The 14,359-nt window shown below is 30.8% G+C and carries 11 protein-coding genes; all 11 read right to left on the bottom strand.

What is annotated here, in order from left to right:
- Nucleotides 1–56: 56 nt before the first annotated feature.
- Nucleotides 57–1,964, bottom strand: coding sequence for a molybdopterin biosynthesis protein (locus tag CLJU_RS09900; RefSeq protein WP_013238672.1), 1,908 nt, complete (start codon nt 1,962–1,964; stop codon nt 57–59).
- A gap of 4 nt (nt 1,965–1,968) precedes the next feature.
- On the bottom strand, nt 1,969–3,201 hold the full coding sequence (locus CLJU_RS09895) for a molybdopterin molybdotransferase MoeA (RefSeq protein WP_013238671.1): 1,233 nt from the start codon (nt 3,199–3,201) through the stop codon (nt 1,969–1,971).
- A 53-nt stretch (nt 3,202–3,254) separates the two neighbouring features.
- Entirely contained in the window at nt 3,255–3,959 is a 705-nt protein-coding gene (locus tag CLJU_RS09890) for an ATP-binding cassette domain-containing protein (RefSeq protein WP_013238670.1), read from the bottom strand.
- The gene (locus CLJU_RS09885; protein WP_013238669.1) at nt 3,949–4,608 is read right to left on the bottom strand and encodes an ABC transporter permease; all 660 of its coding nucleotides are present in this window, start codon (nt 4,606–4,608) and stop codon (nt 3,949–3,951) included. Before CLJU_RS09885 ends, CLJU_RS09890 begins: the two co-directional genes overlap by 11 nt.
- Before the next feature lie 24 nt (nt 4,609–4,632).
- Nucleotides 4,633–5,478, bottom strand: coding sequence for an ABC transporter substrate-binding protein (locus CLJU_RS09880; protein ID WP_013238668.1), 846 nt, complete (start codon nt 5,476–5,478; stop codon nt 4,633–4,635).
- A 521-nt stretch (nt 5,479–5,999) separates the two neighbouring features.
- Nucleotides 6,000–7,898: a sigma-54-dependent Fis family transcriptional regulator gene (locus CLJU_RS09875; protein WP_013238667.1), complete on the bottom strand. Its 1,899-nt coding sequence runs from the start codon at nt 7,896–7,898 to the stop codon at nt 6,000–6,002.
- A 164-nt stretch (nt 7,899–8,062) separates the two neighbouring features.
- Nucleotides 8,063–9,403 carry a sigma-54 interaction domain-containing protein gene (locus CLJU_RS09870; RefSeq protein WP_013238666.1) on the bottom strand — a complete coding sequence of 447 codons (1,341 nt, stop codon included), beginning with the start codon at nt 9,401–9,403 and terminating at the stop codon, nt 8,063–8,065.
- Between the two features lie 182 nt (nt 9,404–9,585).
- Nucleotides 9,586–11,409, bottom strand: a complete 1,824-nt coding sequence (locus CLJU_RS09865) for an aldehyde ferredoxin oxidoreductase family protein (protein ID WP_013238665.1) — start codon at nt 11,407–11,409, stop codon at nt 9,586–9,588.
- A 282-nt stretch (nt 11,410–11,691) separates the two neighbouring features.
- Nucleotides 11,692–11,955 carry a hypothetical protein gene (locus CLJU_RS09860; RefSeq protein ID WP_013238664.1) on the bottom strand — a complete coding sequence of 88 codons (264 nt, stop codon included), beginning with the start codon at nt 11,953–11,955 and terminating at the stop codon, nt 11,692–11,694.
- Nucleotides 11,956–12,077: 122 nt separating this feature from the next.
- The gene (locus CLJU_RS09855; protein ID WP_013238663.1) at nt 12,078–13,166 is read right to left on the bottom strand and encodes an ABC transporter substrate-binding protein; all 1,089 of its coding nucleotides are present in this window, start codon (nt 13,164–13,166) and stop codon (nt 12,078–12,080) included.
- Nucleotides 13,167–13,292: 126 nt separating this feature from the next.
- Complete coding sequence (locus CLJU_RS09850) at nt 13,293–14,330, bottom strand: FecCD family ABC transporter permease (RefSeq protein WP_013238662.1); 1,038 nt, start codon at nt 14,328–14,330, stop codon at nt 13,293–13,295.
- Nucleotides 14,331–14,359 lie beyond the last annotated feature (29 nt).

Below are 14,359 nucleotides of genomic sequence, written 5' to 3'. Positions count from 1 at the left end.
TTTCACATATGAGTCTAATAATCACTTGATATCAACATTTTTCTCAGAATGATCTCTTAAATATATATTATATTACATATATCCGAGTAATCATAGCCTCCAAGTTCATCAAGCTTCTTTAAAAATTCACTGCTTTTCATAACCTTAAGCAGCTCTTTAATTATATCAAGCTCCAAATACTGTACGGGCACTGCAAAATCGTATTCCTCATTGCAAACTGGAATGAAATCAAGGCCCATCATATCTGCTGCGGAATATACTCCAAGGCCACAATCAACATCTCCATTAGCTACTGCTGCTGCCACTGAAAGGTGTGTAAACTCTTCTCTTTCATAACCATTAATTTGTTCTGGTGAAATGTGAAGCTTTTTTAAATAGTAATCTAAAAGTAATCTTGTACCTGCTCCTCTTTGTCTATTTACAAAACGCACATTTTTTTCTGATATATCTGAAATATTTGTAAGTGACAGAGGATTACCCTTTTGAACCATAAGTCCTTGAATTCTTTTTACTACTTTTATCAATGCTATATTTTTATTTTTTAAATACTTATTGATATAAGAAATATTATATTCTCCAGTTTCCATATCCAATAAATGAATAGGAGCAATATGTGTTTCTTCATTCTTAAGAGACATTATTCCACCCATACTTCCTGTATGAGCTGAAGATAAATAGTAATGTTTACTGCTTAAATGAAGCATATCTGACAATATATCCAAAATAGGATCATGGCTGCCTATACACACAATAGTGTTTTTAATTTCCTCCATATCCCTCATAAGACTTATTTCAACTTTTGTTCCTGCTTCAATACCTTCTACATTTTGAGGAACCTCTAATGTTCCATCGGCTCTAACAAGTGACATAGTGGCACCTGCTCCTCTTGATAGTGGTGTTGCAATAATCTTATTTCCCACATATCCAAGCTTCATTCTCACAAATTCTAAATGCTTTAAGGATGACATAATTCTTCTGGATAAAATTGCATCTACCTTTTGAGGTTCTTTTGTTTTCAGTCCTTGATAATTTTCTACTATTTTCTTAAGAACTTTTTCCATTATGATATGAGCAGAAACAGGATATCCAGGTATACCAAGAACAGGTTTATTATTAATCTGTCCCATAATAGTAGGTTTTCCTGGTTTTATAGCAATACCATGTACATAAACTTTTCCTAAATCAGCAATTAAATCACTGGTAAAATCTTCTCTTCCTGCAGAAGAACCAGCATTGATTATAACTATATCACACTCCGAAACAGCTCTTTTTAAAGTTTCCTTTAAAATTTCATAATTATCTTTTACTATGCCATACCTTTTTGGTGTTCCTCCATATTCAATTACTTGTGCACTAAAAACCCTTGAATTAAAATCAATTATATCTCCAACTTTAAGGTCACTACCTGGTTCCACTAGCTCAGTACCTGTTGGTATAATGCCTACTAAAGGTTTTTTGTAAACTTCAATTGTATTTACTCCTCCTGCCAGCATTGCTCCTATATCTACAGGTCTTATAACATGACCTGATGGAACAATAAGTTGATTTTCCACTATATCTTCACCTAAAGGACGTATATTCTGCCAAGGGGCTGCACTTTTATATATTTGAATTTTATTTTCATCTATGTTAACTATATCCTCTACCATTATTACGCAGTCATATTCCTTTGGAACTGGATCTCCTGTGTCTACTACTATATAATCCTTCTCTTCCTCCAGCTCAATAGGATGCTTTTCAGATGCTCCTATAGTTTTAGAACTATGAAGAGCAATACCATCCATGGCAGAACAATTATAAAAAGGGGAAGAAATTTTTGAATAAACCGCCTGTGCAATAACTCTGCCTAAACCTTCTTCTGTGTTTATTACTTCTTTATTAAGAAATACAGAACTTATTTCACTTAAATATTTATTTAATGCTTCTTTAAATTCATAATTTGATAAATATACTTTCTGTGCCATAATATCACCTCTGAAATTTATAAACATATACCTGTTGATCTTTAAAAATTCCCTCTACATTTTTATCTATCTTTACATAACCCCAAGCCTTGGTAAATCCACTGATTGCAGCAGACTTAGTTAAAACAGGTACAGCTATATATTCTCCTTCTATATTTTCAATTGTAACTGGAAGATATTCTTCCCTTCCTTTGGCCTTATGATAGTTAGTACTAAACTTACAAGGAATAGGATATTCAACTTCTTCAAATTTCATCATCCTCTGTAAAAAATATCTAACTATTATTCTATAAACTACTGCACAGGAAAGAGGATGTCCTGGCAACCCAAATATAGGTTTATTTTTAACTTTTCCTAGTATAGTTGGTTTACCTGGTTTTATTGATATTCCATGAAGAAGTATACCTGGCTTACCAAGTTCATCAATAATTTTCGCAGTTTGATCCTTCTTTCCTACTGAACTTCCACCAGATATGAGAACTATATCACATTCTTCATTAGCTTTTTTTGCAGTTTCAAATAATTTTTCATAATCATCTCTTATGACTCCATAGAATATTGCTTCTCCACCATCTTCAATGACAGAAGAATACAAAAGATATGAATTTATGTCTCTGATTTGACCAGGCTTTGGATATTCTTCTGGTGATATAATTTCATCCCCAGTAGAAATTATCCCCACCTTGGGTGTGCAAATTACTGGTACCTTAATAATTCCCAAACTGGACAACATGCTTATACTATAGGGTTTAAGTACTGTTCCTGCTTTAAGCACAGTTTCCCCTAATTCCACATCTTCATCTTCATTAAGCACATTTTCACCAAATGGGACTGGCTTATTCACAAGTATAGTAGTATCATCCATTTTATCAGTATACTCGATCATTACCACACTATCTGCACCCTCAGGAAGCATTCCTCCAGTTGGTATGTACATACATTCTCCTGGAAATTCCAACGATTTAGAAGGCATCTTGCCCATTATAACTTCTCCCTTTAAATCAAGCATAGATGGCATACTTTCACTAGCTCCCTGTACTTCCTTACACTTTACTGCATATCCATCCACAATAGATCTTTTAAAACCTGGAACATTTAACGGTGAAACAATATCCTCATATAATATTCTGTCATTACATTCTTTTAAATCTATTAATTCTTTCCCTAAACTTATAGAAAAATTAGAGTTAATTGTGTCTTTTACCTCCTCAACTGATGACACCTTATAAAAGTCCATACTTTATTGCCTCCTATCTTTCACCATCGAAGTGATGATTTTAGTATTTAATCCTATTTTATGCAATCTGCATTTAACCACATTTTAAGTTTTTCATTTGAAGGATTTGTAAAAAACTGAACCTTATCCCCATATTCGATAATTTTACCTTTATCCATATAAAGAACATAATCAGCTATTCTCTTTGCCTGATATAAATCATGAGTAATCATTATTACAGTTCTATCATTAAAACACATATTTTTTATTAATTTTTCAGCAACTAATGTGCTTTCTAAGTCCATGCTAGCAGTTGGTTCATCTAATAAAGTTATCTTTGTCTCCAGCATAGCTACTCTTAAAAGAGCTGTTTTCGCTTTTTCTCCACCAGATAAAGTTTTTGCATTCTTATCCATTAATTTTTCCATATCAAAATCTTTAATATAGGAACCATACTTTTGTAAAAGCTCTTCCCACCTTTTCTCTTTAAATAGAAGTCCTTTTATTATATTTTCCTTAACAGAAGTATTGAAAATATATGGTTTCTGAAGTAACATTGAAATTTTATCTTTTGTATCTTCAAAATCTTCATCGTCGTATTTTATGCTTCCTGAATTAACTCTATTTACTCCTGCTATACACTCAAGAAATGTGCTTTTCCCACTTCCATTTAAGCCTAAAATTATATATATTCCTGCTTGTTTAAAATTAAATTTATCTATATTTAGCACTACCCTATTTCCATATTGTTTTATAATATTTAAGACCTCAATATTCATCAATTTCACTTCCTCGAAATTTGTGTAAAATGACATTTATAATTAGAGAAATAGAAAGTAGTATTACTCCTATGATGATAGCTCCTTCAAAATTTCCTTTTCCTGTTTCTAATGCTATATATGTGGTCATTACTCTTGTATGATCTTTAATATTTCCTCCTACCATCATTACTGCTCCAACTTCTGAAATAGCTCTTCCAAAGCCAGTAGCAGCTATAGTAAGCAGCTGTTCCTTCATTTCGACAATTATGGTTAATAAAGTTTTAAATCTTGAAGCACCAAGCACTTCACAATTTTTTTTAATCTCCCTACCTTGCTTTTGTGTTGAACTAATTGTAAGGCCAGTTATTATAGGAAATACCAATAGTGTCTGTGCTATAATCATAGCTGTTGGAGTAAATAAAAGCTCCAGACTGCCTAAAACACCTTTTCTTGAAAGTAATAAATACACTAAAAGCCCCATGAGTACTGGCGGAGTACTCATAAGGGTTTCTAATAACCTTACCATAACCTTTTTCAATTTAAAATCTTTTAGTCCTGCTAAAATTCCTATAGTTATTCCTGATACTGCTGCCATAACTGTAGATGACATGGATACTACTAGGGACATACTTATAACAGGAAGTATGTCTTTTATAAGTATTAGCATTTTAAAATTGTCTCCCATTATAAATTATTTTTTAGCATTTGGAATAAAAAGTGCCTGACCATATTTGTCTTTTCCATATTCACCTATATTTTTTTGAATTTTATCAGACAAAATCCAATTGTAAAATTCATCTGCTTCTTTTTCCTTAAGCTTAGGGTTCTTGGCAGGATTTAATTTTATTACTCCATATTGATTATATAACTGAGGACTTTTCTCTGTAACAATTTGAAGCTTTAACTTGTTTTTCATAGATAAATATGTTCCCCTATCAGTTAACGTATAGGCTTTCATTTCATCTGCCATTTGTAATACTGCACCCATTCCTTTACCTGCAGATACATACCAACTTCCACTAGGTGTAATTCCTGCAGACTTCCATAAGCTTTTTTCCTTACTATGAGTACCTGATTCATCTCCTCTTGAAATAAATTTAGCATTACTATCCTTAATTATCTTCAAAGCATCAATTGGATTATTGTAAGCCTTTTCTTTAATCTTAGCAGGATCTTCAGTTGGTCCTACAATAATAAAATCATTATACATTACATCATTTCTTTTAAGACCATAACCATTCTTTATAAATGCCTCTTCCTTTGCCTTGTCGTGTACTAAAAGACAATCAGCGTCACCATTTTGTGCAAGCTTTAAAGCTTCTCCTGTTCCTTTTGCTACTACCTTTACATCTATTCCAGTGTCTTTTTTAAACAATGGAACTAGATAATCTAAAAGTCCCGTATCCTGGGTACTGGTAGTAGTAGCTAGTACCATACTTCTAGCTTCCTTTGGTTTAGAAGCTTCTTGTTGTTTAGTAGTACATCCCACTAAAAAAACAAAAATTAAACTTAATAATAGTGCAAGTTTTTTCTTCATAAAAAAGACCCCCTATTTAAAATTTGCATAAAAAAGAACACAATTAAATTCCTTCTTTTTAGTAGAATGTGTAACCTTTTATGAATCTATTCGTCTTAAATCTGTTAACTTATTTTTTAATTATTACTTAGAACTTTATAACTATTATTTCATGTATAATATCTTGATTACAATATTATAACTTTTTTACTGTTACTGTCAACAATTGTTTAAAAATAGGTAAAGTGTTAAAATATTGTAGTAGATTTACTATCTATATGTATAACCTTTAAGTATTTCATTTTCACAGCATCACTCTTGAACTTTCATACATAAATACTGTAATTCTCCACATAATATTATATGAATGAATATTTACTATTCCTTGATTAAATTTTGGAAGAAATGTTTAAAAAAATATCTTATGTTTAAAAAATATCTTATAAAGTATATAAAAAACTTTATAGGATATTTTTTATATACTACAAAATAAAAGATATTTTTTCTTAAAAGTTCCTATCTTTCTTCTCTGTATAAAAAATTTATATTTCTATTTCATATTTTTTTATTTTGCTGTACAAAGTATTTCTTCTTATACCCAGTGCTGCTGCTGAATGTGTTATATTTCCTTCAAATTTCTTCAATACTTTAATTACATGTTCTTTTTCCACATAATCTAACTTTAAACAATCATCACTAATATTCACAAGTACCTCATTATCACAATCTTCTTCTGTAAAGTAACCCGCTGGTATGGATTCAGTGTTTATAATTAGTTCAACCAAATTTTCTAATTCTCTTATATTTCCAGGCCAATTATAATTAATCATTTTCTTCAAGTATTCTTCTGATATAACTGGCTCTTTTTTATTTAACTTTTGTGCTATATTCTTGACAAAATATTGAATAAGAAGAGGTATATCCTTTTTTCTTTCTCTAAGTGGAGGTAAGAATAAAGGCAGCACATTTAGCCTATAATATAGATCCTTTCTAAATCTTCCAGCTTCCACTTCTTTTTTTAAATCTCTGTTTGTAACAGCTATAATTCTTACATCTACAGGTATAGATTTTGAACTCCCAATTCTCGTTATTACACCTTCCTGTACAACTCTTAGAAGCTTTGTCTGCATATCAAGAGGCATTTCTCCAATTTCATCAAGCATTATAGTTCCGCCATCTGCCAATTCAAATTTTCCAAGATTACCACCCTTTTTTGCTCCTGTAAAAGCTCCTTCTTCATATCCAAAAAGTTCTGACTCTATAAGTTGTTTAGGTATAGCACCACAATTTAAAGCCACAAATGGTCCATCTACTCTGCTGCTGTAATTATGAATGGACTGTGCAAACACTTCTTTTCCCGTACCGCTTTCTCCCATTATAAGTATAGTTGATTTACTATCTGAAATCTTTTTTGCATAATTTATTACTTTTGTAAAGTTTTCATCCTGCCCCATTATTTTACCAAAAGTATAGTAAGCCTGGCCATTATTCTTTTTATTTACCTTTTTAGCTTTTTCAAAAACATAAACTATCTCAATATTATTATCATCATCACAATTGTATATTGAGCTAGTAGTTACTTGATACTGAATCTTATTTCTTAGTGAAACCATAATTGTCTCTTTTGAATCACTTTCTCCTAAATATATAGGTGCTTTTATATTATTCCAATTTTCTATAATATCTTCCATATTGTTCGTTTCTAACTTATTACCTCTTATGCCAAACATATCCTGTGCCTTTTTATTGCAAATTTTTATTTTACCATTTATATCTGAGGTTATTATAGCAACAGGACTGGAATTAAATATATTTTTTATATGCTTGTAATTCATATTTTGAATCTTATTGTACTCTTCTACTTTAAGCATTTCTTCTATAGCATTTGACGCTGCTATAACCATACCAAGGGTATGGGAATGTACAAATTCAATGTACCCAGTAAGATTCAATACACCTATAAGTTTTCCTTTATTATCTTTTATAGGTGCGGCTGAACACGTCCACCTATGATATGCATTAATAAAATGATCATCTCCAGAAATTTGAACTGGCAGCTTACTTTTTATAACTACGCTCATAGCATTTGTTCCAATGTTTTCTTCATTCATAAAAGCTCCCGGTATCATTTTCAAAGAAAAGGCTTCTGAGAGTATTTTTTCATCACCTAATGCATTTAATATACATCCTTCTCCATCTGTAAGTAATACAAAAAAATTAAATCCCTTTACAAAATTAATTAGCTGCTCCATATAAGGTGCTGCAGTCAATATTAAATTTCTGTTAGCTGCAAATCTTTTCTGTAATTCAATATCGTCTATTATTTTTTTACTAAATATCTGATGTGAATCAATATAAAACTTCTTACATCTTCTATGTGAAAGTTTTATATTGGGCTTGGATATAACTACGTTGCCAGATTTGCAAATAGCTACATTCATTATAATTCCTCCAATCACAACAACAGTTTTAAGTTTATTTTTTCCATTGAAAGGTTGCCTTTTAACTTTTATCTGATGACTACCTACTGTAATACTTATTGCTATATCTTCAAGAGTTTATGCAAATATGATAATATCTATTTGGAATGGTACTTCTATATAGATCAGTAAATATTATATTTCTTGATTTTTCTATAAAGAGTGTTCCTTCCTATACCCATAGCCTTAGCAGCTAAAGTAAAATTTCCTTTAAACTTCCTTATTACATTTTCTATATGTGTTTTTTCTAAATTTTCAAGGTTCATATTAAACATAAAATCTCCATCATAATATATACGACTATTTTCCACATTATGTTCTTTAAATAAGCCTTCTGATTGAATAATATTTTCATCTATATGCTCAATATTTATAAAAAATTCAATAACATTTTCTAGTTCTCTTATATTTCCAGGCCATTCATACTGTACTAACTTATCCATTTGATCACTAGTAATTTTTATTTTTCTTTTATTTAATTTCTTACTTATTCTATTCATATAGTAATCAACTAATAAACAAATATCGTCTTTTCTATCCCTTAAAGGTGGAAGTGGAATAGGAAGGACATTTAATCTATAAAATAAATCTCTTCTAAAATTTCTATTTTCAACTTCCTCTTTTAAATTTTTATTTGTAGCTGCAATTATTCTAACATTTACGGGTATTTGCCTGTACCCTCCAACTCTTACAATTAACCCCTCTTCTATAACTCTTAATAACTTTACCTGCATCTCAACAGGCATTTCCCCTATTTCATCTAAAAATACAGTTCCACCATTTGCCATTTCAAACTTCCCTAAATTTCCTCCTTTTTTAGCCCCTGTAAAAGCACCTTCCTCATACCCAAAAAGCTCCGACTCTATAAGTTTTTCCGGAATTGCACCACAGTTAACAGCCATAAAAACATTTTCTTTTCTATCACTGTAATTGTGTATAGCCTGAGCAAAAATTTCCTTTCCTGTGCCACTTTCTCCTGTTATTAATATAGTAGACTTACTATTAGATATCTTTTTTGAATACTCTATTATGTTTAAAAAATTCTTATTTTTTCCTATTATTTTATTAAAAGTATATATGGCCTTTCCTTCTAATCGCCTTTCTTCTAATTTTCTTTTCTTTTTTATTTCTTTAAAAACAACTATGATTATCCTGTCATCCATTTTTTTTGTGTATAATGGATATATATTTAAATTTAATTTAAGCATATTCTTAACAGACTTTATGCTAGTTTCTACATTCTGCTGAATGCTTATATTATGTATATTACTCGTTATATTATTCCAGCTATATACCATATCTTGAATATTCATATTCATTATACACTCTTGACTATATCCTGTAATTTGTAGTAAGGCACTATTTACAAATTTAATTTCTCCATAAATGTTACAAATCATAATGCCTTCAGGTATAGATTCAATAAATGCTTCAAAGCTTTGCTTATTACTATTGAAGTTTATCATAACAACTAAATTTCATCTCCCGAACTTATCCAAGCAGAACTTAACACTTTTGCAAATATATAAGCAACTAATCTAACTTCTATTCTCAAATTCACATCTTTCTATTAAAAACAGACTTCATATATAGAGAGAAGCTATCTTCTTTAACACATAAAGTCTGCTTTCTAGTTTACCGAATCAAACTAGAACTTACCTATATATTCATCTAATCCTAATTTCTTTAATGTTTCTTCTGTAGGTATACCCTCTTTACTCCATCCTCGTACTGAGTAATATTCTGGCAGAAGAACATCTAGCCTATGAACTTCTCCCTTTGATGGGCCATCTGGAATAGGTTCTTCTAACAATCTCTTTGGTAGAGTATCCTGGCTGCTGTCTATTCCAGCTGCAAGATTAAATAATTTCTCAAGAGTCCAGATTCTATCTCCTGCCTCTAATAGTGAATCTGCATCATAAGTAGATTCTCCTACTACTGCATTATACATATCTACATAATCCTGTATTCCAAGCCCAAATGTAGTGAATATGCACAATCCTAAAGAATCAATTACAGCAGTTAAATCATGAAATAATTTGGCATAAGCTGCTTTACCATCTAATGCAAATCTATCAAGTTTTTCAGGATAACCTAATATTTCAGGGTTAATCATATATCCCTTAATATGACAGCCTCCTCTATTATTAACTGCATAGGTAATACCGTGTCCCTGTATTCCCCTTGGATCATATGCTGGAATTTCCTGCTTTTTAACTGTCATAGAATACTCCGGTGCTCCATAACCTTCACAAAGCCTATATGAACCATTTGTCATCTTTGCTCCAAAGCCTTCACTATATACCATTCTCTTTATCCAGCCAATCATAGATTCCGTATCACCCCACTTGAGAGATAGGTTATCTCCAGCTATTTCTTCGTCTTTTATATATCCTCTTTGATAAAGTTCCATAGCTGCAGCAATTGTTGCACCACAAGTAATAGTATCAATACCATATTCATTACATAACATATTAGCTTCATTTATAGCATCTAAATCATATGAACCACAGTCAGATCCAAAACACCACAGTGTTTCATATTCTGGTCCTCCGCACTCTGTGCCATCTTTTAGTCTAACCCATCTTCCACAACCTATAGGACAGCTGTAACAAGGATTTTTCCTTACTAGTTGGTTAGCAGTAAGAGTCTCTCCACTTATTTTATCTGCTTGATTCGTATAAGACTCTTGAAAATTCTTTACAGGATGAACTCCATTTTCATTTATTATATTAACCAGTATAGCTGTACCATAAGTTGGCATTCCCTGACCAGCTACTGGATCATTTTTTAATGTTGTAATTTTTTCTACGGACACTTTTTTTACTTTTTCTTTATCAGCTAAAGCTATTTTTCCAGTTCCTTTAACTGTAATAGCTTTTAAGTTTTTAGATCCCATAACTGCACCAACGCCGCCTCTTGCTGCAGTTCTATCTACATCATTCATAACTGCTGCCATAAGAGACAATCGTTCACCAGCAGGTCCTATACATAATACCTTTGATTTATTCTCAGTTATCTTTTCTAACTCTTTTGTAGTTTCTGATGTAACTTTTCCCCAAAGCTGTGACGCGTCTTTAATTTCTACCTTATCATCTACTATTTCAATGTAAACTGGTGAATCAGCCTTATCCTCTACTATTATCATATCCCAACCAGCTTTTTTTAAGTCTACTCCCCATTTTCCACCCGAATTTGAAATTCCTATAGTTCCTGTAAGCGGTGCTTTAGTAACTACCATAAACCTTCCACTAGTTGGAACCGGAGCTCCAGTTAAAGGACCTGTTACAATTATAAATTTATTTTCTGGTGATAATGCATCTATTTTAGGATCTATTTCATCAAATAAAGTTTTAACACCTAGTCCCCTACAACCTATAAACTTTTTAGCTTTATCTAAATCTAAATTTTCTGATTTGCAAGTTCTTTCTTTTAAATTAATTCTTAATACTTTACCATCATAACCATACATTGAAATTCCTCCTCATATAAATGTATTTATTTCAGAAATATTATAGAGCATAAATTGTGCCAAATATGGTTACAAAAAAAAACACTCAATAATCAACATCACATGCAATGCATTGATTATCAAGTGAATTCATAGCAAATAATTTAATAACGTTTTTTTGTTTTATAATAAAATGCTTAAATAATAAACAATACAGTTCTTTGTATTGCCAAAATGCTCAAAAAAATACAATATTATCATTTTATTTTTAAAAAAGTGATCAAATAACGTACAATACTATTTCTATTTTTTTAAAACGTTCCAATATGGATCACCAAGCATTAAAACCATTTGATTAATAGCACCAATAGTGCATCCAGCTTTAGAGACTTTTTCAGGTATATTTATGGTGTTTCCATCCATATCTATAATCGTTCTTGTGGTAGATTGGGATTTAGAGGTTGATGTTGGTTGTTTTTCCGAATTTGATTTAACACCGCACTCATTAAAAAAAGTAAATATAACTAATATCATAAATAAGACTAATATTTTTTTCATACTTTTCATAATAAGTTAACCCTTCTTCCTTATACTTTTAAATTTTTACTTGGACACATTTTAATTTCAAAACATGTCCAAGTAAAAATTTTATCATACTATTAAAAATTTAAGTTATAAATTATTCATTACTATTTTGCAGGAGATTGTGCTTTCAATATTTTATCTACCTCTTCATTAGTAAGATTATAGTTTAAAAATGTTTTATAGAAATTTTTTGTTTCAGCAGCTATATCTAAATCTTTAAATTTATCTGGATGAATTGTTTTAGCAGCCCATTGAACTTGAAGCGCTTCTTCACAACTGTAACGATCCCATAAAAATGCACCAGTAGGATTTTGATATACTTTCCCATTTTTAACTGCTGATATCTTCTGCCAATTTGGATCATTAATTAATTTATCTATAGAGTTAACTTTTCCACTAGCACCATTAGCCCCAAATATAATAATATCAGGATTCCACTGAATTATTTGTTCTAAGGATACTTCCTTCATATTTCCAGTAACATCCTTTGCAGCGTTTACTCCTCCAGCTGCTTCAATCCATTCATTAATAATAGTTTTGCTTCCATCTACACCAATTGGAGACAGCGACTCTACATGAAGAACTTTAGGTCTTTCACTATCTGGTATTTTTGAAGTAACATCTTTAACCATCTTAACCTTATCATCTAAATATTTGTTATATTTATCTGCACGCTTTGCAGCATCTCCACCTAAAATTTCACCAGTTAAAGATACACATTTTTTCATTGTGTCAAAAGTAGTAAAATTTAATTGAACTACTGGAATTCCTAAACTAGAAATTTTATTAGCATTTGCATCACCAGAAGATACAAATACTATGTCAGGTTTATTTTTCATTAAATCCTCTGTATTAAAATTTGCACCAAAAGTAGTAACTGCTTTTTTCATAGCTGGATTAACTTTATATAACCAAGGCATAGATTTTTCACTAAGCACTGTTTCCACAATTTTATCACCAGCGCCTAATACTGATAAAACTTCATTATGTGCCTTCCAAGAATCAGCAATCTTGTTTATTTTTGTAGGAACTTGAACTTTTGCACCAGAAGTATCTGTAATAGTTTTTGTTTTTGAGCTAGTTTCTTGTGTCGAAGAAGATTTGTTTGATGATTGAGTCGATTGACTTGAATTGCAAGCAGTAAAAAATATCATTAAGAAAATACACAGAATAATTATTGTTATTTTTTTCATTTTTATACATCCTTTCATGATAAAAATTGTACTAAATTATGTATTATTTTTGTTTTACCAGTTTATTTAAAATATTTCTATTAAGTATACTAGCTTATTAGAACTACAATAATTTTTAGTTTCATATTACTGCCTCCTTCCTTTAAATAAAATACTTATAAAGAATGGTGCGCCTATTAATGACGTTAAAATACCTAGTGGTATTTCCATAGAAAATATGGTACGAGAAATGTTATCAATTAAAAGAAGATAAGCGCCTCCAATTAATATAGAACCTGGTAAAAGATCTTTATAATTAGGACCTACAATCATCCTAGTCACATGAGGAATAACCAAACCTACCCATCCAATTATTCCAGCCATAGAAACAGAGGCAGCAGTTAATAAAGTGGAACAAAATATTAAAATAATTCTCATTCTATCTGTATTTATTCCTAGTGATTTTGCTTCTTCCTCACCAAAAGAAATAACATTTAACTTCCATCTCAATAATAAAATTGGAACAACTCCTATAATAAATGCAATTAAAAGAATATGAATTTCTTTAAAGGTTATGGTAGAAAGTCCACCCATAAGCCAGAACGTTATTGCTGGAAGTTTACTGTCTGGATCAGCTACATATTTTGTTAAAGAAATAAGGGATTGAAAAAGGGATGATACCACTATACCCGTAAGTACCAATATTAAAGTTGTATTATTACTACGTCCAATAACCTTACTAACAGCATAAGTAATAAGAACTGCTCCCATACCAAAGGCAAAAGCAAGAAATTGTACTCCTGCCATATTAAAAGATACTAAAAGTCCCATGGCAGCACCAAAACCAGCACCTGCTGAAGCACCTAATATATCAGGAGAAACCATAGGATTTTTAAATAGGCATTGATATGTAGTCCCAGCTACTGAAAGTGAAGAACCAATTAATAACGCAGCTATAATCCTTGGTAATCTTATTTTAAATAATACAGTATCAACATTTTCAGACCAGGTTTGAGGTAATCCAAATATCTTTGCATAAAATATATAAAAAAGATCTTTAAGCGATACTGAATACCTTCCCATAGTAAATGAAATCAAAAATATAAAAAGGACCAGCATGATAAGTATAATTTTTATAGATATTATATTGTTTTTTTTTACACTTTTTTCTTTTGATGCTTGCATGAAACAGCCTCCTACTCCTATCCTATTTG

Origin of the sequence: Clostridium ljungdahlii DSM 13528, assembly GCF_000143685.1 — a bacterium.
GTDB classification, from domain to species: Bacteria; Bacillota; Clostridia; order Clostridiales; family Clostridiaceae; genus Clostridium_B; species Clostridium_B ljungdahlii.
Note: the sequence above shows the minus strand (reverse complement) of the source record. Positions and strands in the feature narration are given on the sequence as shown.

Bases quoted from the DNA above. Each gene is read 5' to 3' on its own strand.
- CLJU_RS09900 (WP_013238672.1), bottom strand. From the start codon at position 1,964: ATGGCACAGAAAGTATATTTATCAAATTATGAATTTAAAGAAGCATTA.
- CLJU_RS09895 (WP_013238671.1), bottom strand. From the start codon at position 3,201: ATGGACTTTTATAAGGTGTCATCAGTTGAGGAGGTAAAAGACACAATT.
- CLJU_RS09890 (WP_013238670.1), bottom strand. From the start codon at position 3,959: ATGAATATTGAGGTCTTAAATATTATAAAACAATATGGAAATAGGGTA.
- CLJU_RS09885 (WP_013238669.1), bottom strand. From the start codon at position 4,608: ATGCTAATACTTATAAAAGACATACTTCCTGTTATAAGTATGTCCCTA.
- CLJU_RS09880 (WP_013238668.1), bottom strand. From the start codon at position 5,478: ATGAAGAAAAAACTTGCACTATTATTAAGTTTAATTTTTGTTTTTTTA.
- CLJU_RS09875 (WP_013238667.1), bottom strand. From the start codon at position 7,898: ATGAATGTAGCTATTTGCAAATCTGGCAACGTAGTTATATCCAAGCCC.
- CLJU_RS09870 (WP_013238666.1), bottom strand. From the start codon at position 9,403: ATGATAAACTTCAATAGTAATAAGCAAAGCTTTGAAGCATTTATTGAA.
- CLJU_RS09865 (WP_013238665.1), bottom strand. From the start codon at position 11,409: ATGTATGGTTATGATGGTAAAGTATTAAGAATTAATTTAAAAGAAAGA.
- CLJU_RS09860 (WP_013238664.1), bottom strand. From the start codon at position 11,955: ATGAAAAGTATGAAAAAAATATTAGTCTTATTTATGATATTAGTTATA.
- CLJU_RS09855 (WP_013238663.1), bottom strand. From the start codon at position 13,166: ATGAAAAAAATAACAATAATTATTCTGTGTATTTTCTTAATGATATTT.
- CLJU_RS09850 (WP_013238662.1), bottom strand. From the start codon at position 14,330: ATGCAAGCATCAAAAGAAAAAAGTGTAAAAAAAAACAATATAATATCT.